We start from the raw sequence: 23,780 nt of genomic DNA, 5'->3' as shown, positions 1-23,780 counted from the left end.
GGTGTGTTGGAGGTCCAGTACGAGGGCGCGGCTCGCCGTTGAGGGAGGGCTGGTCGGGAGGTCGGCCATCGTTCACCCCATTCGCGCAGCGACTGCGAGCGGCGGTCGGTGGCCGCCGTTCCTGTTCCGCAGAGTCAACGACGGTGGTGTTCTGTTCGGGAGTGTTCACCGGGGGGTTCACATGAACACGGTCTCCCTGGAAGGGGGTTCACTCATGAACCCCCCTCTGTTGGGCGTGTGTCACCATGTGTGCCTGCATCGTCGCGTTCCGGTTGGTCCCTGGGGGTATGCATGCCGAACGAGTTGCTGATCTCCCTGATGGCGGAGGCCGGAACGTCGAACAAGGGCCTGGCCAAGCGGATGCGGGATTTAGGCCATCAGCGGGGAACATCTCTGGGCACGACCCATGTCTCCGTGCAGCGGTGGCGGGGCGGCTCGGGGATCCAGCCGCGCGCTGCGGCGCTGCTCCGCGACGTGCTCAGCGGACTGCTGAACCGCCGGCTCACCCTAATCGAACTGGGTTTCGCCCACGAGCCGGAGCCGACCGCCCCGCCGGTCCGGGGATATCCGCCGTCACCCCGGGAAGCGCTCGCCGCCCTGGACGGCCTGGCGGCGACCGACCCCGGCACGATGGTCACCGGCCCGCTGAACGTGAACGCCATCGGGCTTGACTCCGTTGTGCTGACGTGGCTCCTCGCCCGGCCGGACGGGATCCCCGCCGGGGCGGCTTCGGACCGCCGCATCGGCATGAGGGACGTCCACGCGATCCGGACGGCCGGCGAGATGTTCATGAGGCTCGATTTCCTCTACGGAGGCGGTCACGGGCACCGGGCCCTGCGGCACTACTTCCGGCACGAGGTCCTGCCCCTCCTGTCCGGGAGCCACAGCGAGAAGGTCGGCACTTCCCTGTTCAGCGCGGCCACCGAGCTCGCGCAGCTCTTGGCCTGGACCGCCTACGACACCGGAAAGCACGAACTGGCCCACCACTACCTGGTCTCGACCCTCCGGCTGACCCAGGTGACCGGCGACCGGATGGCGGGCTCCCGGATCCTGTCCAACCTGAGCCACCAGGCCAACTACCTGGGCCACCACGACCAGGCCGTCCGGCTAGCCCGGGCCGCGACCGAAGGCGCCCGCCACCACGCCACGCCCCGGGCCATGGCCCTCTACAACGCGATGGAAGCCCGGGCACTGGGCTGCGCCCAGGACGCCGTCGGCGCGGCGAGGGCGATGAACGAAGCCGAGCGGCACTTCGAGAAGGCGGACACCGGCGACGATCCCGGCTGGCTCACCTACTTCAACGCCGCCGAGCTGCAGGGCGAGCTGGCGCACTGCTTCCGGGATCTCAGACAGCACCGCAGCGCCGTGCACCACGCCCAGCGCGCCGTCGCCCAGACCGCCCCCAAGTACGCCCGCACGCTCGGCTTCTGCCGGATGGTCCTCGCCCAGAGCCTGCTCCTGCACGGCGAACTGGACGAGGCCCTCAGCACGGCGACCCAGGCCGTCGAGGAAGGGGACTCGCTCCAGTCCGCCCGGTTCCTGGGCTACGTCACCGACTTCCAGCACGAGGTCAGCGCCCATGCCGGCCACGCCCGCACGGCGGACTTCCACGACCGGGTCCGCAGCGCCCTGGTGCGGACGAACGACGAGGACTAGGCAGGCTGCCAGTTCCGGCGCGCGCTGTCGTCCCGCAGCGCGGCGATCCGACGCCGGTACTCCGCTGCCGCTCCTTCGCTCTCGCTCACGTTCTGCATGAGCCACGTCGTCATCCGCAGCTCCTGGATCCCCCGCAGCACCCTGTAGCCGGGCCAGTCGTGAAGATCGCGTCCGTATGCGGCCACGAAGTCCGCGTACTGCGCCGGGGTCTGCCATCCGAGGCTGTGGTGCTCCACGGCCGTGACCATCAGGTCCCACTCCGGGTGATCGAAGCAGAAGTTCTCGAAGTCGATCAGGATCACCCGCCCGTCGGCATCGACCATGAGGTTCTGGACATGGGCGTCCCCATGAACCGGCGTCCGCACCGAGTTGAAGCTCAGCGCCTCTACCCCGTCCGCCAGCTGCCGGAGTTGGCGGCGCAGAAACGCCCGGTCACCGCACGGGATCGGTGCGCGCTCGATCCGCAGGTCCGTTCGCCCGAACACGTCGAACCGGGGCAGTCGGATGGTGTCCGGCGGCGTCAGCGCGTGCAGGGCCTTCAGCGTTCTTCCCAGCTCCCCGTACGACGCCTTCCGGACGCCCTCGGTGATCAGGTGCCAGAAGGTCACCGGATGGCCCGCGACCACGACCGGCTGCTCGACCTCCTCGAACACCCGGGCCACCGGGAAGCCCACGCCGGTCAGCCAGCGGGAGACCGCGACCTCGTTGACGACCTGGGGCAGGTACTCCGGCGAGCGGGCGATCCGTACGACCACCGGAGCGCGGGCCAGCCGGAACAGGGCGTTCTCACCGAGACGGATCAAGGCCGCGCCCCGGCTGTCCAGACCCGCGATCCCGCACGCCCGCTCCATCAGTCGTGAAGCGGTCGTGGGCGTGAGCCCCCGGCGCGCCCCGTCGACATCGCTCGTCATCCCGGTCAACTCCTCTCGCATGGACGATCCAGGGCGGACTCGCCTCCACCACACCGACGGTACCCACGCCGGTACAGGGAACTCAGGCCCGAGCGCTCGTGGGCATGGCTCGACGGCTCCGCTCGGAGCCCGCTGGTGCGACCGTGCCCGGTGTGATCAGCCAACAGCACACCTGTGCGGTGCCGGAAGGTTCACCAGGGGGTTCGCGCGACCGCGAAGCGGCTGCCCTGGGGCTCAGAAGTGAACACCCCGCAGGATGTGGCGTGTGTCACGATGAGGTCGTTCACGGCGGAACGGCGGGGAAACATGGACCGGGAACCGAACCACAAGCTGATCACCCTCATGGACGAGGCGGGCGCGTCGAGCAAGGGCCTCGCCAGACGGCTTCGGGACCTCGGCACCCAGCGGGGCGCCCTGCTGGGCACGACCCATGTCTCCGTCCAGCGCTGGCGGGACGGCGGAGGGATCCGCCCGGACACCGCCGTCCTGCTCTGCGAGATCATGAGCTCCCTCCTCCGTCGCCCGGTCACCCTCACCGACCTCGGATTCGCCCAGGAGGCGTCCTCCTGCGGGAAGAACCCCCCGGCTCCCGATTCCGAAGCGCCGGCGGACGACACCGCGTCCGGGCACGTAGGACGAGCCGCCCGGGAATCGCTCGGGTTCGCGAACTCGATCACCACCAACGTCACCGACGAGACGCTCACCTACTTGTCGGACGACCTTGCCCGCATCGCCACCGCCTACGTCCACGCTCCGATTCGGCCGCTCTTCGACGAGCTCATCGAGGTCCGCGACGACCTCTTCCAGTTCCTGAACGGCCGGCAGAAGCCCCGCCACACCCGCGACCTTTTCTATTTGGCCGGAACCACCTGCCTTCTGCTGGCCCACGCCTCGCAGAACCTGGGCGACCACCGAGCGGCCCTCGCCCAGGTGCACACTGCCGACACCTGCGCCCGCCAGGCCGACCATCACGGGCTGCTGGCCTGGACCGCGGGGACCGCCGCCCTGATCGCCGAATGGTCCCCGAGGCCCCGCCGCGCCCTCCAGCACATCGACCAGGCCACCACGCTCGCCCCCGCCGGCGAATCTCGCATCCGGCTTGCCGCCATCGAAGCCCGCACCGCCGCCCGCATCGGCGATCACCACCGCGCCGTCGGCGCGCTGCGACGGATGAACACCGCCCGCGACGAGACCCCCGCACCGGACAGCCTCGCCGACTTCGGCGGCATACTCACTTTCCCCGCTCCCAAGCAGGACTACTACACCGGTGCGACCCACTCCCTGCTCGGCAACCACACCCAGGCCGAACACCACGCCACCCACGCGATCGAGCAATACATCCGCGGCCCCCGCGAGGAGCGCTCCTACGGCGACGAAGCCCTCGCCACCGTCGACATCATCACCGCACGCCTCGCCCAGGGCGACGTCGACGCAGCCGCCACCGCCCTCCAACCCCTCCTCGCACTCCCTCCCGCACAGCGCATCCAGCAGCTCGGCGACGGCATGCAACGCATCACCCACGCCCTTCGCCACGCTCCGCTGCAGTCCCACCCCACCGCCCGGGAGCTCACCAAGGCGATCACCTCGTTCCAGGTCCTCGACGGCGCCACCCCCGCGCTACCGTCACCCCGATGACTACGATGCGCACCTCCCCCCACACCGCCGTCCACGACGCCCGACGCCAACTCGGTCTGCCCACAGGCGAGGTGATCCCCCTCCGCAACCACGCCACCGACGTGTACCTGCTCCCCGACCAGCACATCGTCGCCCGGGTACGCCCCCTGGCCCGGGCCGACGAGACCATACAGACCTGGGCCCTCCTGCGCTGGCTCCACGACCACGGGTTCCCCGCCGCTCAGCCTGTCGGCGAGCCCGTCCAGGAACCCGAATCCGGCTACATCGTCACCTTCTGGGTCCACTACCCCCAACCCCCGGCCCCGCCTCCGGCGAGTGCCCTCGGAGCACTCCTCCGCGAACTCCACGCCCTGCCCGACCCTCCGGTGAAACTCCCCGATTACCAGCCCCTCGTCAACCTGACCGACACGCTCGCCCGGAGCACCACTCTTACTGAGAGCCGGCGGAGGTGGCTCGCTGCCGCTGCCGAGGAGACCGTCCACGCCTACCGCTCCCTCGGTCCTTCCCCTCTCGGCCACGGGTTGATTCACGGCGACGCCTACCCCGGCAACACCCTCTGGGACGACGGCCTCGTCCGGCTGGGCGACTGGGACGAAGCCGCGACCGGCCCCCGGGAACTCGATCTCGCCAACACCATCCAAGGCGCTCATCGTTTCGGCCGAAGCGAACAGGAGATCAACGCCTTCACCCGCGCCTACAGCCATGACCCCCGCACCTGGCCCGGCCTCCAAATCCTGATCGGGATGAGGGACCTGCACACCCTCGGTTCCTTCATCCGCCGAGCCGACCGCGGTGACACCCAGGCCGCCCTTGAACTCGACCACCGTCTCCACACCCTGCAGACCGGGCGCCGCACCGTCCGCTGGGGAATCCACTGACCCACCGGAGCCCAGGGCCGGCCTTCGCCCCGCGTTGGCAGCCGCACGCTCGGTCCCGCTGCCGCGGATGTGGCTCGCTGGCGTCACCTACCTCTCCCGTGCGGCGCCACATCGCGCTCACCAGCCCTGGCGGCTCAGGAATAGGGATGAAGCCCGCCGCTGCCCAGCACCGCGTACCGAAATCGCGGCGCGGCCTTGGGCTGATTCGCGCTTCGCGCCCGGGGTCACTCAATCGTGGGATACCGGCTCAAGGATCCCCCGGGGGACCGTGCCCGGCCGTACGGTAGGCGGATGGCCGACAGCGTACGAGAAGCCGCCGGGGCGATGCTGCCAGCAGGCCCGGTGTGGAGCATCCCCCTCGCCGGGAAGCGGGCGGAGATCCCGGCATCCATCGACGGCGTGCGAGCTCGCCTCGACGGGAAACGCCTTGCCGCCTTCGACGCCGTAGTGGACCAGACCCCCGCCAAGCACCTCGTCTACGTCCTACTCGAACACGTGCTACCCACCGGGGCCGAAAACAGTGATCCTGCCTCTGTGGCACGGCTGCGGGCCGGGGACTTCACCGGAGTCCTCGACCAGGACAACACCCCGGTCACGGTGCTCGACCCGCCCCCGGCCACCGGCGAGGCCGTTCCGGCGGTGTGGACGGTCGACGAGTACAACGGCGAGCCCCCCACGGAGTTCCCGGCGACCATCGCCGGCATCCGGCGGACCCTGGCCGGAGAGAAGCTCGCCGAGTTCGAGCAGGAGACCGGCCGCGTCGCCGGGCAGGATCTCGCGACTGCCCTGTTTCGCTGGTCCTATCCGGCGGAGCAGAAGGCCCTGGATACTGCCGCCTTCGACCGTCTCGCGGACCAGGAACACGCCGCGTGCCGATCCTCCAGGACGGAGGCGGGATCGTGACCTACCACATCGCGTACGTCGACCAGGCCGAACGGGCGCGCCGGGCGATGAGTTCAAGCGTCCGGGCCGCCTTCGACCGGGCCATGGCCTCCACGATCGGCAAGGACCCCTACGGCCAGGGTTCCAGCCCAGCCGGCACCAAGGACGAGCCCGACCGTCGGCTGGCGACCGTGTACGACAGCTTCGTCTGCTACTACGTGGCCCAAGGCCCGCGGGCGGTCACTGCTGTGAAGATCGTCCGCCGCTGAAACGGACGGCCGACCTGCCCCCAGCAGCGGCCCGCGCAGTCCCTCAAAGCCAACTCGTCCGCGCCCCACGGCCTCTACGCTGGTTCCCATGACGACCGCACCGGAGGCCCCGGTACCGTTACGCTTCCTGTCGCTGGAGCTGACCACCCGCTGCCAGCTCAGCTGCCCGAGCCACTGCTACGCCCAGGCCGGCCCCACTGGCAGCCACGGCAGCATGTCCCTCACCGACTGGCGCCGGGTCATCTCCGAAGCCGCCACCCTCGGCACAACGACAGTGCAGCTCATCGGCGGGGAAACGCTGCTCCACCCGCACATCACCGAACTCGCCCGCCACGCACTCGACTTGGGGATACGAGTCCGCATCTACTCGAATCTGTACCGGGTGCGGGCCGAGCATTGGGAGCTGCTCGGACATCCGCGCCTCGAACTGGCGACCTCGTACTACAGCGACGACCCCGTCCAGCACGATTCCGCGACCGGCCGGCCCGGATCACACACAGCGACACGCGCAAACGTTCTCCAAGCGGTCCGTCGGGGCATTCGCGTGTCCGTGGGCATCATCGACCTGGGCGGCGGCCAGCGAGTTGCCCAGGCACAGGCCGAGATGGAGGCGATCGGCGTCCACCGGGTCCGAGTCGATCGAGTCCGTCCCGTCGGCAACGCCGCCGGCGGGGTGCTGCCGTCGGTCTCCGCCCTGTGCGGGCGGTGCGGGGACGAGAAGGCGGCGGTCCTGCCGGACGGGACCGTCGCCCCGTGCGAGCTCGGCCGCTTCCTCAAGGGCGGCACCGTCGCCGACGGTACGAGCCTGGCATCCGTACTGAGCAGCGACCAGTGGGCCAGGGCGACCGCGGGGATTTCGCGCCGCACCGGCGCCATCTGCACGCCGGACTGTGCCCCCAACGACGACAGCAAGTGCGCGCCGGACAAACCCGGACCCTGCGGCCCGGCACAGGACTGACCCGAACCACAAGCAACAGAAGCGAGGACGTACGACGTGGACTGGCGCACTCACGCCCGCCGCCTGGCTGACACCCACCTGCGGCCGGAATCACGCTGGTGGACCCCGCTCGCCAGCACCCCCCGCCACCTCTTCGTCCCCGCCTGGTTCGAGCGGACCGACAACGGCCGGATCGTCCGCCACGGCGCCCACGACACCCAGGCGTGGCTGGACGCCGCGTACTCCGACACCACACTGGTCACCCAGATCGGAAACCTGCACGCCGATAAGGCTGAACCGGGCACCATCGCCCCCTATGGCCAGTGGCCCACGTCCTCATCTACCTTGCCCACCCTCGTCATCACCATGTACCGGCATGCCTGTTTCGGCGACGCCTCCCGCACCCTGGTCACCACCGGCTCCGGATACGGCACGGCCCTCGCCTGCCACTGCCTGGGAGACGGCAGGGTCACGAGCATCGACATCGACCCCCACCTGGTGGCCACCGCCACCGACCGGCTCAACGCCACCGGGCTCCACCCGCGCACAGCCGTCCACGACATCACCGGACCCCTGCCGGACGAGTTCGACCGCATCGTCTCGACCGTGTCGGTACGCGCGATCCCCGCTTCCTGGCTCACTGCCCTGCGGCCCGGCGGACGCCTGGTCACCACCATCACCAACACCGGCCTGCTCCTGGTCGCCGACAAGACCGAGGACGGAGGAGCAGCCGGATACATCGCCCACCAAGGCGCCTCCTTCATGTCCGTACGCCACGGCGACGACTACCCCGCCGCCCCCGACACCACCGCCCAGTGGAACACCGCGAAGACGGTCAAGGGCGAGAGCATCACCACCGGCCGCTACCCGGTGATGCAGGTGGACCGCACGTGGGACGTGCGCTCCACCCTCGAACTGACCGTGCCGGGTATCGAGCACCACTTCGACGAAGGCGAAGACGGCGCCCGCACCGCCTACATGCTGCACCCGGACGGTTCCTGGGCACGCGCCACGGCAACCGGTCCCCGGGAACTGCCCACCGTCCACCAGAGCGGTCAGCGCCGCCTGTGGGACCTGCTGGACAAGATCCGCACCTGGCTCGTCATCGACGGTGACCTGCCCGTCGCCGGAGCCGCGGTCACCATCACCCCGGACGGCACCTGCCACATCGCCCGCAGCGGCTGGTCGGCAACCATCGGCGCAGGATGACCCTCCCCCATACAGCGGTCGGCCGTCGCTTCTGGCGGTACCACGTTGTGCGACTTGTCAACTACCCACCGTAGATTGCAGTGTTCGCTGGGAGGACGAGGCTCGCGTCGCACGATTCCGGGCGGGGCCCGGAGTGTCGCCGCTGAGCGCTCAAGAGCACTCAGCGGGAGTGGGTGAGAGTTCGGCTGATGGAGGAGGGGGCGGTGGTCGGTGACCAGTAGGACGGATTCGGCGTTGAGGCGGGCGCGCCTGGCGCGGAACATGACGCTGGACGAGGCGGCTGAGGCGCTGAACGCGATCACGGGCGGGGCGACGGACGCGAGCCTGTTGAGTGCGTGGGAGTCCGGCCGCCGCCGTACGGGGATGCGGAATCGAGCGGGGTTGTGTGAGCTGTACCGGGGGCGGCCGGAGGTGCTGTTCGCGCATCAGGACGGCGCGGCCTCCGGTGTGCTGGACACCGGTTCGGCGGCCGCGGCCAGGGTCCTGACCCGATGGGCGGATCTGGTCGAGGCGATGATCTCGGTGGTGGAGGGCGCACGGGAACAACTGGTCGTGACCGGTTCCCGGTCGCGGGAGCGGGCGTATCTGGGGTCGATCGAGTCGGCGGTGGCCGGGCGTCCGGACTTGGTGCACTACCGGGTGCTGTACGGGCCGCCGCGGCACCGGGCGCTCACGGATCATCTGGTGCGGCTGCTGGAGCTGCGGGATCCGTTCGCGCGCCGCAACGGGGTGAAGACGCTGCACATCGGGTTGGTGGAGCCGGCCGAGGCACTGGAAAGGTTCTTCGTCGCCTCTGAGAGCGCCGCGGTGGTTCCCTTGCCGAGCCTGCACGGGCAGGACGCCTTCGACTCCGGGGTCCTGCTCAGCAGGGAAGGAGCGATGGGGCTGGTCCACCATGGTCGGGAGGCGTGCGCGTCCGCGCGGCCGGTGGAGACGATCGAGGCCGTCCGCGCACTGCCGGTACGGCACACCTGAATTGTGGTGGGGAGAAACATGATCGAGGACCTTCAACTGGCGGCCCGGGTCCGGGCGGCGTCCGTGGTCGGGCTGGCGTCCGAGCTGATCCGGCGTCCGAGCCGGGGAGGGATCGACGCGTACGGGCCGGTGCTCGGCGTGCTGGAGGAATGGTTGTCCGCCCGCGAACTCCCGCACCGCCGTCTGCACGATGACACCGGGCAGCTTGTCGGGCTGCTGGTGGAGATCCCGGGCGGCCGGCCCGGGCCGTGGTGGACACTGGACGCCTGCGTGGACACCGCCTCCTACGGCGATGAGTCCGCGTGGTCGTTTCCCCCGGACTGCGGGGACGTGGTGGACGGCTGGCTGCGGGGGCGGGGGTCGGCCGATTCCAAACTGGCCGCGGCGATGTTCTGCCACATCGCCGCCGACCTCGCCCCCCATGCCGCGTCGCTGCGCGGCGGTCTCGCGGTGCTGCTGGACGTGGATGAGCACACCGGGGGCTTCGGTGGCGCCCGCGCCTACCTCGCCGACCCGGCCGCGGCCCGGCCGGCGGGGGTGATGATCGGCTACCCCGGTATGGACGAGGTCGTGGTCGGCGGCCGGGGCCTGTGGCGCGCCACCCTCACCGTCCACGCCCCGTCCGGGCACTCCGGGTCGAGCCGGACCGTCGTCGGTGCCATCTCCCGCGCTGCGCACCTGGTGCGGCTTCTCGACGCCGCCGAACTTCCGGGCGTCGACGCCGCGTCGGGTTTTCCGCTTCCGCCGAAACTGTCGGTCACCGCCCTCCACGGCGGCGAGGGCTTCTCTGTCGTCTCCGACCGGTGTGATCTCAACATCGACGTCCGCACCACCCCCGGTTTCGGCGCGCACGACGCCGAGACACTGGTCCGCAAGATCGCCGCCGACCTGGACGCCGCCTTGCCCGGCCCGCGGCCCACCGAAGTCACCCCGGTCGTGGCCTGGCCCCCGTTCCGCCTCGGCGAGGACGAGCAGCCCGCCGCCGCCCTCCTGACCGCGGCCGCCGAAACGGGTCTCACGGTGAGAGCGAAGACTGCGGGTCCGTCGAACATCGGCAACCTCCTCGCCGGCGAAGGCATCCCCGCGATCTCCGGGTTCGGGGTGCCCTACGAAGGGCTGCACGGCATCGACGAGCGGGCCCACCTTGCTGAACTCCCCACGGTGTACGCCGTCTACCACCGGGCCGTCCTCGGCCTCCTGGGCAGCTGATGTCCCATACGCGTCCCAGATTTGCCCCAGATCCACTCCCAGTAACGGCCCACTTGCGTCTCTGGCGGCCGGGCGCCGTCCGCGGTGACATGGAGACAGCACCACCGGAAGCATCCACCCAAGACAAAGGGGAGACCGGTCATGGCCGAGCAGTTCACCCGCACTCTCACGCCCGACGGCGCGGACACGCAGACCTCGGTGCCTGGCACCGGCGGTCCCACTCCGCTCATCGCACTGCCCGAGTCCTTCCCCGTCGAGGGAGCGACCCTCGGACGGCAGCCGAACGACGACTCGGACAAGTCGGGAGCCATGTACTTCACGTGAGCCCCACCAGCAGATGAATCCTCCACGGGGGCCGGCAGCGTCGGCCCCCGTGGTCCGTCACGGCGCTGAAGAGGGAGCGGTTCGTGAGCGAGGAGTGGATCAGCGGCTGCGGCCCGGCCACCCGGGATCCGGGCGGTGCGGTGGACGCGCTGCGGGGCATCACGGTCGGCCCCGGCTGCCGCGTGCAGATACTGGCCGACGAGGAGGCCCAGGTCGTCATGGCGGGCGACTTCCGTAGTCCCGGGAACAGGGCCCGGGCTCTGCTGGACGCGGCCTGGCGCGGACGCTGGGCGGAGCTGACCGACCTGGACGGCTCGTACTGGGTTGTCGCACAGAACCCGCGGGCGCGGTTCGTGTGCGGGGACGTGTCCGGATTCCGCAGCGTCTTCTACCGCCCAGGCGGCGACGGGGTGGGGGCGTTTGTGTGGTCCACCAGCGCCCGCCGCCTCGCCGCCCGCTACGGGGCGCAGCCCGACCTGATGACACTGGCCGCGAGGCTGGCCGCCGGTGCGGAACACTGGCCCCACCACACTGCCTACCAGAACATCCAGGCCGTGCCGGGCGGCTTCGGGCTCCTGCTGACAGCAGACGGCTCACAACGGCTGATCGACGTGAGCGGCATCCACCCGCACCGCACCCTCACCGCCGGCGCGCCCGCGTTCGCTACCGCCTTGGAGCGCGCCGTGCACAGCCGGATGGAAGCGGCCGGGACGGCGGGGGCCGATGTCTCGGGAGGGCTGGACTCCTCCACGCTGGCCATCCTCGCCGCCGAGAAGGGCACCGTCCGCGCCGTCACGTACACCGACCCCCACACGAGTGCTGAAGATCTCCGCCACGCGCGCCGCGTTGCCGGCCACATCCGCACCCCCCTCCACGAGGGAACGGGCGGCCCGGGTGAGCTGCCGTTCGCCTGGTCGGCCGGGCAGCCGGTGACCGAGCAGCCTGCCGCCGCGAGTCTGGACACCGCCCAGCACGCCCTCCACCTGCGGCCTGCTGCCGGACTGCCGCTTCACTTCACCGGGCACGGCGGAGACGTCGTCCTTGACGGGTCCAGCGCGGTGTGGACCGCCATGGTCCAGGACGGCCGGCGCCGCGTCGCGCGGCGGGAGGTGACCGGGTGGGCCCGGACCCGCAACCGGTCCCCGCGCGAACTGTGGTCCGCCGTCACCCGCGCCGCCGCGACCGGATACCCCGGGGCGCTCCTGGAGGCCGCCGACCGACTGGAGACGGGTGTCACTGACCCAAGGCGGCCGGGGGTATGGACCTGGTGCCATCTCGGGCACACAGCCCAGTGGCTCACACCAGGAGCGCGCCACCAGGTCGCGGCACTGCTGCGCGAATCCGCCCGCGCAGCCGAGCCCACCGCCCGGGCGGACCTCGTCGAGCAGCGGTCCTCACTCCGTCTGATCGCCGCCGACGCCCGCGACACGATCCCGCTGGAAGCGTCCTGGAACGTACGCCTCGTCCACCCCTACCTCGACAACGCCGTCGTCCGCGCCGCGTTCGCCATCACCCCTGCCGAACGGCACGGCACCACCGTCTTCAAACCGCTGCTGGGCGCCGCGCTGCCCCGGCTCCCGCACTGGCTGACCGGGCGGACGACGAAGGGCAGCTTCACCCGCCAGCTCCTGACCGGCCTGCTCCACCACCAGCGTCAGGTAGCCGAGTTGATCGCCACCGGCCCTCTCGTGACGGCCGGCCTCCTCGATCCCGGACCGGCCCTCGCGGCACTCGCCCGGGCCGGCACCCGAGCCGAGGACCTGTACGACCTCCACCGCCTCGCGATGACCTGCCAGTGGCTCACCGCCCACAGCAACGACCGGCTGATGGAGAAAGCGTGCTGACCCCACCCGCGCACGTCCACTGGGCCGTATGCGGCCCCACCACCACGGCGGTCCTCAACCTGCGCGGCGACTGGACCGTCCTCGACGGCGACGGCCACCACATCTGGCACACTCTCACCACCCACGAGGACCTGAACACACTCGTCCAGGACATCGCCGACCGGACCGGGGCCACCCCGGAACGGGCCCAGGCGGCGGTCACCGACTATCTGGACCATTTACGCACCCTCGGCCTGCTCACCCCCAACACCCGCTCCCGACGTCGTTGGTGGAGGAGACGGCGATGACCCAGATGACCGCTCCTCCCGCAGCCCCCACCAAGGTCTTGAGGATCCCCGCCGTCCTCGCCCTGGGTATCGCGCTCACCGTCCGGGCCCTGCCCGCCCACCACCGGATGCAGACCCGGACCGCGCTCGCCCGCGCGACCCGATTCCTCCCGCCCGCGCCCGGTGACCGAGTCGTCCGCGTCCACGCAGCGGTCACAGCCTCCCAGCCCCGCTGGTGGCCCGGACAGATCGACTGCAAGGAACGCGCCCTCGCCACCGTCCTAGCGACCGCGTTCACCGGCCACCACTGCCATCTGGTCCTCGGCGCCCGCACCATCCCGACCGCGTTCCACGCCTGGGCGGTCGCCGCCGACGGCACACCAGCCGGCGCCGACGAAGCCGGAGGCACCGACCATCCCTGGACTCCCGTCCACACCACCCCCTGAACCCCCACAAGCCTCCATGCACGGCAGGACCGGACTCAGGGTGAACTTCTCCGTCATTCACCCGAACGCGCGAACCCGCCGCTCCACACCCGCAGTCGACACCAACCCTGACCAGCACAACCACCCAACGAACCCTCCGAAAGCCGGTTGAGTCACCCCACCACCGCCCCCGCCAATGGGAACCGTGACCCTCACCACCCCCGGCACCGAAGCCGACCCCACAGACACGACCACCCCCGAAACCCGCACTCCCGCTCCCGGGCCGCCGCCCGCCTACCGCTTCCAGACCGACGCCCACACCACCCAGACCACCACGGTCACCACCCGCGCCATCGCCGCCCGCCTCCCCGCCACCCTGCGCCGCGCCTGGCACCTGGGCTGGCACGCCGACCGCCGCGCCGTCCTCACCCTCACCGCCTGCACCCTCGCCTACGCCCTCCTCACCGCCACCGCCCTCCACAGCACCAACACCATCCTCACCGCCCTCCTCACCCCCGGCAAGGCCGGCGACCGCCTCACCGACGCCCTGCCCGCCCTCCTCCTCGTCACCACCACCGCCAGCCTGGCCTATCTCACCGACGCCGCCGCCCGCCTCACCGCCACCCGCCTCGCCCCCCAAGTCCACCGCGAAGCCGACCTCGCCGTCATCACCGCCGCTACCCACGCCGAACTCAGCGCCTACCACGACCCCGCCTTCGAAGACACACGCTTCGCCGCCACCACCGGCGCAGAGAAAACCCCCGAACTCATCACCCAAACCCAACACCTCACCCTCACCTGCGCCCAGTTCACCGCCGCCACCGCCATCACCACCACCCTCAACCCCCTCCTCCTACCCCTGCTCCTCCTCGCCGCCGCACCCCGGATCTGGGGAGCCGTCCGCGCCGCCCGCATCGACCACACCGCCGCACACCGCACCCTCGCCGACGGCCGCCTGCGCCGCTCCCTCGCCCAGTACGCGACCGACAGCGCCACCGCCGCCGAGATCCGCGCGGGCACCATGGCCGACTTCCTCACCGGCCAGTACCGCCTCGTCTCCCGCCGCCTGGAAACCGAGCAACACCGAGCGGCCCGCCGAGCCGCTCTCACCCAGGGAACCGGCGACCTCCTGGCCACCCTCGCGATGGCCGCGCTCTGGGGCGGCATCGCCCACCTCGTTCTCACCGGCCGGATGACCGCGGCCACCGCCGCAAGCACGGCCCTGGTCGTCCGCACCGCCTCCGCCGCCCTCACCGGCAGCGTCCGCGCCGCCGCGCACCTGTTCACCACCAGCCTCTACATCACCGACTGGGCCGCCTTCCTCGACCAAGCCGGCCAGTGGGCCATGCGCCGCGGCACCACCCCCGCCCCCACGAACGGCCCCCGCCAGCTCACCGCCCGCCGGCTCACCTACACCTACCCCGGCGCCACCACCCCCGCCGTCAACGACGTCGACCTCAACATCGAGCGCGGCGAAGTCATCGCCCTCGTCGGCGAGAACGGCTCCGGCAAGACCACCCTCGCCCGCCTCCTCACCGGCCTCTACCTCCCCACCACCGGCACCATCACCTGGGACAACACCCCCCTCACCGACCTCGACCCCCACCACCTGTGGCGCACGACCAGCGTCGTGCCCCAGGACTACACCCGCTGGCAACTCGCCGCCCGCGAGAACATCACCCTCGGCCAGCCCCACCCCACCGGCGACCACGCCGTCCACGAAGCCGCCCGCCAAGCCGGAGCCGACACCGTCATCACTGACCTCCCCCACGGCCTCGACACCAGTCTCGCCCGTTCCTTCTGGGGCGGCCACGACCTCTCCGGAGGACAATGGCAACGCCTCGCTCTCGCCCGCGGCTTCCACCGCGACGCACCCCTCATCATCCTCGACGAGCCGACCGCGGCTCTCGACGCCCGCGCCGAACACCAGATCCTCACCCGCCTCCGCGAACTCGCGGCAGGCCGGACCGCGATCTTCATCACCCACCGCCTCGCCAGCACCCGCACGGCCGACCGCATCCTCGTCCTCGACCACGGCCGCGTCGTCCAGTCCGGCACATACACCCAGCTCCTCAATGAGGACGGCGGCCTGTACCAGGAGCTCCACCGGCTGCAGGAAGGCCGGGAGAACTGACGTCACCCCTGTGTCAGGTCCCGCCATTCCCGGAGTCGGTGACCCGCCAGCAGATGTACGTGAACGATCCGCCAGGCTGATGGGCGGTCCGCGCCTCGCCGCCGCCGGAGCATCTGACCTATGGCCGACCGGTGGTCCGGCTGGTGGTCCCCGCCCAGGCGCTGGCAACAGCCGAGGTCTGGGACGTGCTGGCCCCGTTCCTCCCGGCGATCGGAGGGCCGGCGATGATCCGGTACCCGCTGGCCGCCGGGCCGCCCGGCACCGAGACCGAGCGATCGGGGCTGGTAAGCGCGGTCCGCCCGCTGGCCGTGCACACCGGACGGGGTACGGGCCCGGTGGCACGTCTGCCCGAAGGAGCTGGCATCGGCGACGTACGGCGGCTGGTGAAACGCCCATCTCCACCTCCTCCACCTGTCCGCCGGGTGCCTGGCCCTGCACACCGTGACCATCGAACGGACCAAGGCGGAGGTGCTGCTGCTCGGCGGGCACGGCGCGGGCAAGTCCCTGACCGCACTCACCCTCGCCGAACGCGGCTGGCGCGTCCCCGCCGGGGACGTCACCCTCCTCAACACCCCACCCCCGACAGCTCTGATCAGGCGGTCTCTGACAGGACGGCGGCTGCCGCGCTGGCCATGTGCGGGTGCGCCTGGATTGCCGCGGCGACCTCCTTCGCGGTGGGTCGCACCGGGGCGGGCGCCGCGGCAGGCCACACGCGGTCTTTGAGGACGCTCAACGCCCAACCTCGTGCCGGGTGGGTGCGATCACTCGGCGGCGTCGACGCCGAGTTCCCCATCTGCTGGGGACGCCAGGCGATGGGTGCTCCTGCGTCGGCGCCGGATTTCCGATCCCGAACAGGCCATCGCGGAAGCAGCCGGGCCCGATAGGCGCGCGGCGCCCCGGTGACGAGGATCACCGTGTCCTTCATGGGGATCTCTACCTGGTAGACCGTCCGCACGGATGCCTCGGGCAGCCCCTGGGCAATCCAGTTCCTGTGGGAGTCGGACACCTCCACCGGCACTCCGCTGCTGCGGGCCAGCTGCTCACCGACGGTCTGCTCGTCGGTGTCCCGGGTCAACCATCTCCGTCCCACCCGAAGGCGGCACAGTCCCCGACCCAGGACACCCGGTGGGCATTCCCGGGCGGATGTCCGCGGCAACCGCCACAGCGCTGGGCCCGCCCCCGTCGGCACCCCGGTCCACAAGCAAATGATGGCCGGCGAGGATCCTCGCACTCGCACCCCGCTGCGCGGCCGTCCGGGACATCGCCCAGGCGAGACGGCCCATGTCCTGGCCGATCTCCTCCGCGTCGCCCACCCCGTCGACCACGACCGCGCCCACCGACCCGGTCGCGCTCTGGAACACGCTGGGGGCGTCGCAGTAGTGGTTCTTCTCGCCGCGCCGGCTCGCGGCGCCGAAAGCGGCCGTCGTCCCGTTCAACTCCGTCATGGCCGTACGGTAGATGTCGCTGGCCTGCCCTGGACTGGTAAGCGGCACGGCGGTCCGGGTGATGATCTTGCCGGGCTCGCTGGCTCGTACTCCGAGGAGGGTGGAGGGTCGCATGGCCACCGGGATCGGTGCACGTCCGGCGCCCGCCTTGCGGCGGTACGTCGACTCCTATGTCGGTTTCGACCTCCGCGGGCTCGCGGCGGGGGTGCACTGCGGCCCGCCGAGTCGCGTTCTCACTGCGGTGATCAGCCTGTCAGACCCTTTGGAGGTGGCGGCGGGCGTTGGCGACGGGTCACCGGTCACCCGATTCGGCAGTGTGGCCGGCGGTCTGATGTGCCGGTCCGTCGCGATCCACCACGACGGACGCCAGCAAGGTGTGAAGGTGGCGCTGACACCGCTCGGGGCTCGGGCCATCTACGGCATGCCCGCCGCTGTGCTCGCCCACCGACTGGTCCCACTGGGCGAGCTTCTCGGAGCGCTTGGCGTCGAACTGGCCGACCGGCTCCGAGCGGCATCGACATGGGCGGCGCGGTTCACCGTACTGGACGAGTTGCTCCTGCGAGCTGTCGGTCGTGGCGCCTGCAGCGACCGTGTGCGCGGGATGCGCCCCGAGGTGGCCGAGGCCTGGCGCCGCCTCGTCGCCGCGCGGGGCTGCGTCCAGGTCGGTGCAGTCGCCGCGGAACTGGGCTGGAGCCGCCGGCACCTCACCGAACGGTTCCGCGGCGAGCTGGGCCTGTCGCCGAAAACCTTCGCCCGCGTTCTCCGCTTCGAGCACGCGCACGACCTGGCGACGGCGCGGGACCCGCTCCCGTGGGCCGATGTGGCGACCATTTCCGGCTACGCCGACCAGGCCCACCTCGTGCGGGACTGGAGCGAGTTCACGTGCCGAACGCCGACGGCCTGGCGTCGCAGCGAGGTCCTCCTCGAGACCGGGTAGTCGCCGACCGACCGCCCGTCGCGTCGGCTTGTGTTCCCATTCTTTCAAGACCACCCGATCGCTGCGGTGTGACGATCGTCGGTATGAGACTCGTCAACGAACACAACGCCATCGACCTGCGGACCGTCCCCGTGCACCTCGGACTGGGATCGACAGCGAAACCCGTCGAGGGCTTCGCCTGGGACCCGGAGGCGCTCCAGGCCTACAGCGCCGCGGTTGCGGCAGACGGCGCCGAGGGCCGGATGGTGATGATCTTCGACGGCGACGGCCCCGGCGACCATTGTGAGAGCCACCCCGCCGGAGACGAACTGGTCGTCTGCCTCAGCGGGTCGGTGACGGTCACCCGCGACCTGGACGGAGTGCCCGACCGCGTTCTGCTCGGGCCCGGCGAGGCCACCATCAACCCGGCCGGGGTATGGCACGCGGTCGACATGACCGGGCCGACGTCCATCCTGACCATCACCGCCGGCCTCGGCACCGACCACCGTCCTCGCACCGACACCCACCCGACCGAACGCGTCGGCGTGCCGGGGCCGGAAGCACCATGACGACACGCATCGCCTGCCTCGGCGACAGCCTCACCCGCGCGCTGATCAGCGTCGACTACCTGGACCTCCTCGGACGACGCCACCCCCCCCCGGTGATCTGCAGCTTGCCCGCTTCGGCGCCAACGGTGACTTCGCCTACAACCTCTTGCGGAGCCTCGACGCCGTCATCGCGAACCCGCCCGACGTCATCACCGTGTTGATCGGGACCAACGACGCCCGAGCGAGCCTTGCCGGCTACCGCGTAGATAAGGCCATGAAGCGCAAACAGCTCCCCGAACGCCCGTCAGCCGGCTGGTTCCAGCAGTGCCTGGGAGCCGTCGTCGAACGACTGCGAGCGGAAACCGACGCGACGATCGGTCTGCTGTCGCTCCCGGTTCTCGGCCAACAACTCGACGGAGCAGCGGCGCAGGCATCGCAGCGGTACAGCCGGATGATTGCCGAAGTCGCCACCACCAACGAGGTGACTTACCTTCCACTCCACGAACGCCAGATCGAGGAACTGTGCCAAGCGGACCCACCGCCGATTCCCTACCAGGAGGTGACCCCCGCAGCGGGCCTCGGCGTCCTCGTCCAACACGCCGTGCTTCGCCGCAACCTCGACACGATCTCGCGGCGCCGAAACCTCGTGCTCACGACCGACCACATCCACCAGAACAGCCGCGGCGCCACCCTGATCGCTGAGGTCATCGACGCCGGTCTCCTGACCCAGAACGCGTAGCTGGTTCCGGAGCCGCAGCCAGATGGATGCCAACTACCGCGCTGAGGTGGCGTGCGATCCAGACGCCGGTGCCGTCGGCAAGCACGCCAGCACCGGCGATGCGGCCCCTTCCTGGCGTATTCGGTTCTCACCCCTACATGGTCCCCAACGACTGGCAGAGCCGAGGCCCAGCCATGGCCGCCGTTGTTCACACTCACGGACAGCACTGCCTCGGGGCGAAGAACGGGCGCCGTCGCCGGCCTCTGGCGGCCGTGAGGGCGTAAGGCCGAACGGGGCGGCGGGAAAAGGGCAGGCTGGGCACCCTCACCAGGGTTCAACCCTGCGACCGAGGATCGAACCTTGCCTGCCTGTCGTCAAACGATGGCGACCTCAAATGATCAATGCACCACCCTCTAGATGATCATGTGATCGTGGAGGTACAGGTGCGTGACTACGGGCTTTCGGCGATCCAGCAGGACGAGGTATGGCGGCGGTGGCGGGAGGGCGAGTCATTCAACTCCATGGGGCGAGTCCTCGGTGTCCCGATGCACCACGTCCGCAGCTTCCTCGCCCAGACGGGCGGCGTGCGCCAGGCGCCGCCGAGGCGCTCGGCCCGGCACCTGACCCCGGGCGACCGCGAGGAGATCTCACGCGGCATAGCGGCGGGCGAGTCCGCCCGGCACATCGCTGCCCGCCTGGGGAGGCCGCCGTCGACCGTCTCCCGGGAGATCGCGCGCAACGGCGGCCGGCAGCTGTACCGGGCCACCGCTGCGGACCAGGACGCGTACCGGCGTGCCCGTCGGCCGAAGGCCGCCAAGCTGGCCCATCTGCCCGTGCTGCGGGCCCTCGTCGAGGAGAAGCTCGCGCTGAGCTGGTCGCCGGAGCAGATCTCCGGCTGGCTGCGACGATGCTTCCCCGACGTGCCCGCCATGCGGATCTCGCACGAAGCGATCTACCTCTCGCTCTACGATCCGCGCCGCCGCCAGACCATCAACCGCAAGCTCACCCAGCGGCTGCGGACCGCGCGCCCGATGCGCCAGCCGAAGAAGGCCCGGCGACCCTCCGGCTGAGGGATCATCCGGGACATGGTGTCCATCAGCGAGCGGCCAGCCGAGGTGGAGAACCGCGCCGTTCCGGGACACTGGGAGGGGGATCTCGTGATGGGAACACGCCCGTCGGCGATTGCCACGCTCGTCGAGCGCACGAGCCGGTACACGGCCCTGGTGGCGCTGCCGGAGGGCATCAAGGCCGAGCAGGTCACCCCGTACCTGACCAGCAGCCTGCTCGGCATTCCTCCTCTGATGCGACGCACTCTGACCTGGGACCGCGGGCGGGAGATGGCGGAGCACCGGGCGATCACGGCCGCGACCGGTATGCCGGTCTACCTCTGCAAGCCCCGCAGCCCCTGGCAGCGCGGCACCAACGAGAACACGAACCGGCTCCTCCGCCAGTACCTCCCCAAGGGCTCGGACCTCCGCAAGCTCAGCCAGGCCGACCTGGACGTCATCGCCGAGGAACTGAACAACCGCCCCCGCAAGACCCACAACTACCAGAGCCCGTCAGAGGTCTATGCTCAGCTCCTGACCAGCGGTGATGCGTTGACCGCTTGAGGTCGCCATCGTTTGCCGACAGGTGACCGACGCGTCCAATGAACCCGGGAAATCCGGGGGTTCGCGGCGGCCCGAATCCAATCAGATCCGATGGTGATTGCTGACAGGGTTTGACGACAGATAGGGTCCGATCCTCCGTACGGAAAGGGACCTCGGTGGCGAACCTGGTCTACAAGCGGGTCTCGACCGACCAGCAGTCCACCGCCCGGCAGAACCTCGTCCTGGACGAGGCCGGCATCGAGGACCCAGTCGTCTTCGAGGAGGACCCGGGCACCTCCAGCCGCCTCCACCCCCTCCAGCGCCCGAAGTTCCGCGAGCTGCTGACGTACGCGCGGCCGGGCGACACCCTGCACATCTCCGAGATGTTCCGCCTCGTGCGCGGCACCGGCCACATCCTCGACGTGCTCGATGTTCTCCACCGCGACCAGGTGGCGCTGCGCATCCACGACGGCGCATTCTCCGCGATGGACCTCACCGCCCGCCACCCGCGCACCGGCGAGCTGCTGTCCACCGTGAAGTTCATGGTGCAGACCCTCGCGGCCGCCGGCGAGCTTCAGCGCGACCTCCAGCGCGAGCTGACGTATGGCGGGCTGCGCGCCGCCGAGGCCAAGGGCAGCAAGGGCGGGCGCCGCCCCGCGGTTGCGGCCACGAAGACCGACGACGTACGCACCGCGTACCTGGAAGGGCGCTCCATCGCCGCCCTCGCCCGCGACCACCGGGTCAGCCGCGGCGCCATCCGCACGGCCGTCGCCGACCTCCTGCCCGACCACACCGCCAATAAGGAGGACGCGCCCGCCGCCTCCCCCGCCCCCGGGGCCGCTGCCGACCCCGCCGGGCGGCTGACGCACACGCACCAGGTCCGCACACCCCAGCACCTGGCCGACCGGATCGAACACCCCACCCGCAACAGCCGCGCCGCCACATGGAGAAGACCACGCCGGTGCCACCAGCCGGACCCCTCCTCCGTCACCGCCAGCTCTCCCACGCCCATCTCCGAAGGCCCGGTGAGGTCCGCACCTACGAAGCCCCGCGCACGCGCCACGCACCCAGACGACGACCTATCGGGCTACCACCCCTCTCCTTCCCTCGACCACCCAGGGGCTCCCTTTCATTGTCGGCTGCCCAGGAGTTCACGGTAGCCGCGCCCGAAAGAGGGGGCTGGAAGCCCGCGGGTAGCGGATGGCTCGCCCCGGCAGGAGCTTCCTCCCCGGAAGCGCGGGACCGGGGCCGAAAGGAAACAGGGAAGGGCGGAACACGACGTGGGTGAGGAGCAGGGTTCTGGAGCGCCGATACCAACCGGTCAGACGAGCACGCGCCCCGTCCCCCCAGGCACGCAGCGTACGGCGCGTTTTACTTCGCTGCGAAATCTGCGACTGCGCTTTGGTGCGACGTTCGCTTTCTGCCTCATTATTCCACTTCTTCCAGCGTGAATTTAGGTTCTTGCCGGGCTTGTCCAAGCCTTAGTGGGCGCCCATGTTGGCAGCCGTCCGATATTCAGCCGTATGGAGCGCCGACTCCCCACCAACAACCGCATAGCCCAAGTGCAGCCGGACCGAACAGTTAACTCTCCTGCCAGTCACACTGGAAATCCGGAGATGAGGCACGGCAAGTCTGGGCTCTCTGTCAGAGCAGGTTTGTCAGGCTAAGCCGAGCACGCGCTATGTTGTCGGCATCAGGCTTCAAGAGCCCCGAAAGCCACCTTCGCGAGAGATTCCGAGAACACCGGGGGAGAAGATGACAGACGAGACCGGGCTATCTCGCCGGACGACCGCAGCCACGATGAAGCCCGTCCGCATCCGCAGCGGCAGGGTCGACCACACCGCCCAAGTGAAACGCGACAGGTGGCGCATGCTCTGTGACGCCTTGCCCGTCAGCGCGGCCGACTTCGAGCGGCTTCTGTGCGGCACCCCCTGCCCGGCCTGCGCCCGTGCGCTGCGCGACGCCGCCGATCCCGCCGCAGCCGCCTTGCGCGCCCACACCACGAGCGTGCACCGTAGGCAGCAAGCGGGCCATCCCCCGCTCCCTGGCAGCGAACCCCGCCTCGGCACCCCGCCCACCGGGCGCAGAGCCAACTGCGCGACGGCCTCGTACTGTTCCGCCAGCTGGCTCTGGACGCCACCTGGCGGTATCCCACCTTCGCCGACCTGGTCCTTGAGCACGGCCGCTGGTACGCGCCCGCCCCCTGGCCCAGCGCACACCCGTGGAGGCACACCCTGGGCCGCTGCGTCGAAGCCGCCCACACCTGGGCCGACCGCACGGGCTGGACGTACGTCGAGGGCTACGCACTGGTCCCCGGCACCTGGCCCACCGCCGCGATCGAGCACGCCTGGTGCCTCACCGACAACGGGAACGTCGCCGATCCGGCGCTCCCCGACGGCTGCGCCACCATCTACTTGGGTGTGCCTCTCAGCCACGAATTTCGCACCGCCCGGCCGGACGGCCGCGACGCGGTCCTCACGGTCGGCAGCAACATGATGCTCGGCCCGAACACCGAGGTTCTGCGCTCCGGCCTGCCGCCCCACGCCCTGGCAGAGTGGCCTCGCCAAGCGGAGCGGCCTGGACCGAACCATGCTTCTGCCCGGTACGGGGTTCATGCCACCTCTCAAGCTCCCACGCCCCGTTCAGAGCCGGTGCGTCCGTATCCCACGTGTCGCCCAGTGCCGGTTGACGACCGGGCCCCACCCCTTCGCCCACGCCTTCTGCAACGCGGTCCGCTGTTTCGTGTGGATCTCGAGGGCCTCCGCCACGATCTGACCGAGTTCGGTCAGGTCTTCGGGTACCGGTATGCGCAGCATGAGGCGCTGGGTCCGGTGGGCCATGACGAGGGTGCCGTCTGGCGCGACCTCCTCGGTGTGAACCGGGTCAGCGCCTTGAACCGCTGATCCTCGGTGGTGAGCCTGGCCCCTAACGAGCCGTCCGCCGTCCACGCGTACAGGCCGTGCCGAAGGTGCGGGGCCGATCGATGACCCCCGGGACGTGGCCCAGGGTT

23 protein-coding genes and 1 pseudogene are annotated in these 23,780 nt (G+C 70.6%); 20 read left to right on the top strand and 4 right to left on the bottom strand.

Going from position 1 to position 23,780, the window contains the following annotated elements; translation table 11 throughout:
• The first annotated feature begins 291 nt into the window (after positions 1-291).
• A complete protein-coding gene (locus tag ACFV88_RS32330; RefSeq protein WP_385495668.1) occupies positions 292-1,656 on the top strand; it encodes a sporulation protein in 1,365 nt (454 codons plus the stop codon).
• Here ACFV88_RS32330 and ACFV88_RS32325 read toward each other — a convergent pair.
• On the bottom strand, positions 1,653-2,567 hold the full coding sequence (locus tag ACFV88_RS32325; RefSeq protein ID WP_385495666.1) for a phosphotransferase family protein: 915 nt from the start codon (positions 2,565-2,567) through the stop codon (positions 1,653-1,655). The genes ACFV88_RS32330 and ACFV88_RS32325 overlap by 4 nt on opposite strands.
• 306 nt (positions 2,568-2,873) lie before the next feature.
• On the opposite strand from ACFV88_RS32325, the gene ACFV88_RS32320 reads away from it, so the two are divergent.
• The 13 genes from ACFV88_RS32320 to ACFV88_RS32260 all read left to right on the top strand — a co-directional run bounded on the left by ACFV88_RS32320 (position 2,874) and on the right by ACFV88_RS32260 (position 15,554).
• Positions 2,874-4,202 carry an XRE family transcriptional regulator gene (locus tag ACFV88_RS32320; RefSeq protein WP_385495665.1) on the top strand — a complete coding sequence of 443 codons (1,329 nt, stop codon included), beginning with the start codon at positions 2,874-2,876 and terminating at the stop codon, positions 4,200-4,202.
• Positions 4,199-5,080 carry a phosphotransferase enzyme family protein gene (locus tag ACFV88_RS32315; protein WP_385495664.1) on the top strand — a complete coding sequence of 294 codons (882 nt, stop codon included), beginning with the start codon at positions 4,199-4,201 and terminating at the stop codon, positions 5,078-5,080. Before ACFV88_RS32320 ends, ACFV88_RS32315 begins: the two co-directional genes overlap by 4 nt.
• Positions 5,081-5,371: 291 nt before the next feature.
• Positions 5,372-5,983 (top strand): hypothetical protein, encoded by a 612-nt coding sequence (locus ACFV88_RS32310; RefSeq protein ID WP_385495663.1) that lies wholly within the window; start codon positions 5,372-5,374, stop codon positions 5,981-5,983.
• 47 nt (positions 5,984-6,030) lie between these two features.
• Positions 6,031-6,231, top strand: a complete 201-nt coding sequence (locus tag ACFV88_RS32305; RefSeq protein WP_385495662.1) for a hypothetical protein — start codon at positions 6,031-6,033, stop codon at positions 6,229-6,231.
• A gap of 88 nt (positions 6,232-6,319) precedes the next feature.
• Positions 6,320-7,189, top strand: a complete 870-nt coding sequence (locus ACFV88_RS32300; RefSeq protein ID WP_385495661.1) for a radical SAM protein — start codon at positions 6,320-6,322, stop codon at positions 7,187-7,189.
• A gap of 36 nt (positions 7,190-7,225) precedes the next feature.
• A complete protein-coding gene (locus tag ACFV88_RS32295; RefSeq protein ID WP_385495660.1) occupies positions 7,226-8,377 on the top strand; it encodes a protein-L-isoaspartate O-methyltransferase in 1,152 nt (383 codons plus the stop codon).
• A 210-nt stretch (positions 8,378-8,587) separates the two neighbouring features.
• Entirely contained in the window at positions 8,588-9,352 is a 765-nt protein-coding gene (locus tag ACFV88_RS32290; RefSeq protein ID WP_385495659.1) for an XRE family transcriptional regulator, read from the top strand.
• 18 nt (positions 9,353-9,370) lie between these two features.
• Positions 9,371-10,561: a M20 family metallopeptidase gene (locus ACFV88_RS32285; protein WP_385495658.1), complete on the top strand. Its 1,191-nt coding sequence runs from the start codon at positions 9,371-9,373 to the stop codon at positions 10,559-10,561.
• A 141-nt stretch (positions 10,562-10,702) separates the two neighbouring features.
• Positions 10,703-10,885, top strand: coding sequence for a hypothetical protein (locus ACFV88_RS32280; RefSeq protein ID WP_385495657.1), 183 nt, complete (start codon positions 10,703-10,705; stop codon positions 10,883-10,885).
• Positions 10,886-10,968: 83 nt separating this feature from the next.
• On the top strand, positions 10,969-12,729 hold the full coding sequence (locus tag ACFV88_RS32275; protein ID WP_385495656.1) for an asparagine synthase-related protein: 1,761 nt from the start codon (positions 10,969-10,971) through the stop codon (positions 12,727-12,729).
• Entirely contained in the window at positions 12,723-13,016 is a 294-nt protein-coding gene (locus ACFV88_RS32270; RefSeq protein WP_385495655.1) for a PqqD family peptide modification chaperone, read from the top strand. Before ACFV88_RS32275 ends, ACFV88_RS32270 begins: the two co-directional genes overlap by 7 nt.
• Entirely contained in the window at positions 13,013-13,441 is a 429-nt protein-coding gene (locus tag ACFV88_RS32265; RefSeq protein ID WP_385495654.1) for a lasso peptide biosynthesis B2 protein, read from the top strand. Before ACFV88_RS32270 ends, ACFV88_RS32265 begins: the two co-directional genes overlap by 4 nt.
• Before the next feature lie 175 nt (positions 13,442-13,616).
• On the top strand, positions 13,617-15,554 hold the full coding sequence (locus ACFV88_RS32260; protein WP_385495653.1) for an ABC transporter ATP-binding protein: 1,938 nt from the start codon (positions 13,617-13,619) through the stop codon (positions 15,552-15,554).
• Positions 15,555-16,146: 592 nt separating this feature from the next.
• Here the strand turns inward: ACFV88_RS32260 and ACFV88_RS32255 are convergent.
• Entirely contained in the window at positions 16,147-16,629 is a 483-nt protein-coding gene (locus ACFV88_RS32255) for a hypothetical protein (RefSeq protein WP_385495652.1), read from the bottom strand.
• Positions 16,595-17,113: a hypothetical protein gene (locus ACFV88_RS32250; protein WP_385495651.1), complete on the bottom strand. Its 519-nt coding sequence runs from the start codon at positions 17,111-17,113 to the stop codon at positions 16,595-16,597. The genes ACFV88_RS32255 and ACFV88_RS32250 overlap by 35 nt, the downstream gene beginning before the upstream one ends.
• On the opposite strand from ACFV88_RS32250, the gene ACFV88_RS32245 reads away from it, so the two are divergent.
• The 6 genes and pseudogenes from ACFV88_RS32245 (at position 17,112) to ACFV88_RS32220 (ending at position 21,930) form a co-directional block, all read left to right on the top strand.
• The gene (locus tag ACFV88_RS32245) at positions 17,112-17,936 is read left to right on the top strand and encodes a helix-turn-helix domain-containing protein (RefSeq protein ID WP_385495650.1); all 825 of its coding nucleotides are present in this window, start codon (positions 17,112-17,114) and stop codon (positions 17,934-17,936) included. The genes ACFV88_RS32250 and ACFV88_RS32245 overlap by 2 nt on opposite strands.
• A gap of 83 nt (positions 17,937-18,019) precedes the next feature.
• The gene (locus tag ACFV88_RS32240; protein WP_385495649.1) at positions 18,020-18,484 is read left to right on the top strand and encodes a cupin domain-containing protein; all 465 of its coding nucleotides are present in this window, start codon (positions 18,020-18,022) and stop codon (positions 18,482-18,484) included.
• Positions 18,481-19,202, top strand: a pseudogene (locus ACFV88_RS32235) (SGNH/GDSL hydrolase family protein). Before ACFV88_RS32240 ends, ACFV88_RS32235 begins: the two are co-directional and overlap by 4 nt.
• Positions 19,203-19,612: 410 nt before the next feature.
• Entirely contained in the window at positions 19,613-20,251 is a 639-nt protein-coding gene (locus tag ACFV88_RS32230; RefSeq protein WP_385495648.1) for a transposase, read from the top strand.
• A gap of 15 nt (positions 20,252-20,266) precedes the next feature.
• Positions 20,267-20,791, top strand: a complete 525-nt coding sequence (locus ACFV88_RS32225; RefSeq protein ID WP_385495647.1) for an IS30 family transposase — start codon at positions 20,267-20,269, stop codon at positions 20,789-20,791.
• A 155-nt stretch (positions 20,792-20,946) separates the two neighbouring features.
• Positions 20,947-21,930 carry a recombinase family protein gene (locus ACFV88_RS32220; RefSeq protein WP_385495646.1) on the top strand — a complete coding sequence of 328 codons (984 nt, stop codon included), beginning with the start codon at positions 20,947-20,949 and terminating at the stop codon, positions 21,928-21,930.
• 1,482 nt (positions 21,931-23,412) lie between these two features.
• Here ACFV88_RS32220 and ACFV88_RS32215 read toward each other — a convergent pair.
• A complete protein-coding gene (locus ACFV88_RS32215) occupies positions 23,413-23,586 on the bottom strand; it encodes a hypothetical protein (protein WP_385495645.1) in 174 nt (57 codons plus the stop codon).
• Positions 23,587-23,780: the final 194 nt, after the last annotated feature.

This window comes from Streptomyces sp. NPDC059816, assembly GCF_042732055.1.
Lineage (GTDB): Bacteria > Actinomycetota > Actinomycetes > Streptomycetales > Streptomycetaceae > Streptomyces.
This window is presented reverse-complemented; position numbering and strand designations above follow the sequence as displayed.

Excerpts from the sequence above, each read along its gene's own strand:
- ACFV88_RS32215 (WP_385495645.1), bottom strand. The coding sequence starts at position 23,586 with ATGCTGCGCATACCGGTACCCGAAGACCTGACCGAACTCGGTCAGATC.
- ACFV88_RS32305 (WP_385495662.1), top strand. The coding sequence starts at position 6,031 with ATGAGTTCAAGCGTCCGGGCCGCCTTCGACCGGGCCATGGCCTCCACG.
- ACFV88_RS32315 (WP_385495664.1), top strand. The coding sequence starts at position 4,199 with ATGACTACGATGCGCACCTCCCCCCACACCGCCGTCCACGACGCCCGA.
- ACFV88_RS32250 (WP_385495651.1), bottom strand. The coding sequence starts at position 17,113 with ATGCGACCCTCCACCCTCCTCGGAGTACGAGCCAGCGAGCCCGGCAAG.
- ACFV88_RS32265 (WP_385495654.1), top strand. The coding sequence starts at position 13,013 with ATGACCCAGATGACCGCTCCTCCCGCAGCCCCCACCAAGGTCTTGAGG.
- ACFV88_RS32260 (WP_385495653.1), top strand. The coding sequence starts at position 13,617 with ATGGGAACCGTGACCCTCACCACCCCCGGCACCGAAGCCGACCCCACA.
- ACFV88_RS32325 (WP_385495666.1), bottom strand. The coding sequence starts at position 2,567 with ATGACGAGCGATGTCGACGGGGCGCGCCGGGGGCTCACGCCCACGACC.
- ACFV88_RS32240 (WP_385495649.1), top strand. The coding sequence starts at position 18,020 with ATGAGACTCGTCAACGAACACAACGCCATCGACCTGCGGACCGTCCCC.
- ACFV88_RS32330 (WP_385495668.1), top strand. The coding sequence starts at position 292 with ATGCCGAACGAGTTGCTGATCTCCCTGATGGCGGAGGCCGGAACGTCG.
- ACFV88_RS32320 (WP_385495665.1), top strand. The coding sequence starts at position 2,874 with ATGGACCGGGAACCGAACCACAAGCTGATCACCCTCATGGACGAGGCG.
- ACFV88_RS32280 (WP_385495657.1), top strand. The coding sequence starts at position 10,703 with ATGGCCGAGCAGTTCACCCGCACTCTCACGCCCGACGGCGCGGACACG.
- ACFV88_RS32310 (WP_385495663.1), top strand. The coding sequence starts at position 5,372 with ATGGCCGACAGCGTACGAGAAGCCGCCGGGGCGATGCTGCCAGCAGGC.
- ACFV88_RS32225 (WP_385495647.1), top strand. The coding sequence starts at position 20,267 with ATGGTGTCCATCAGCGAGCGGCCAGCCGAGGTGGAGAACCGCGCCGTT.
- ACFV88_RS32245 (WP_385495650.1), top strand. The coding sequence starts at position 17,112 with ATGGCCACCGGGATCGGTGCACGTCCGGCGCCCGCCTTGCGGCGGTAC.
- ACFV88_RS32285 (WP_385495658.1), top strand. The coding sequence starts at position 9,371 with ATGATCGAGGACCTTCAACTGGCGGCCCGGGTCCGGGCGGCGTCCGTG.
- ACFV88_RS32300 (WP_385495661.1), top strand. The coding sequence starts at position 6,320 with ATGACGACCGCACCGGAGGCCCCGGTACCGTTACGCTTCCTGTCGCTG.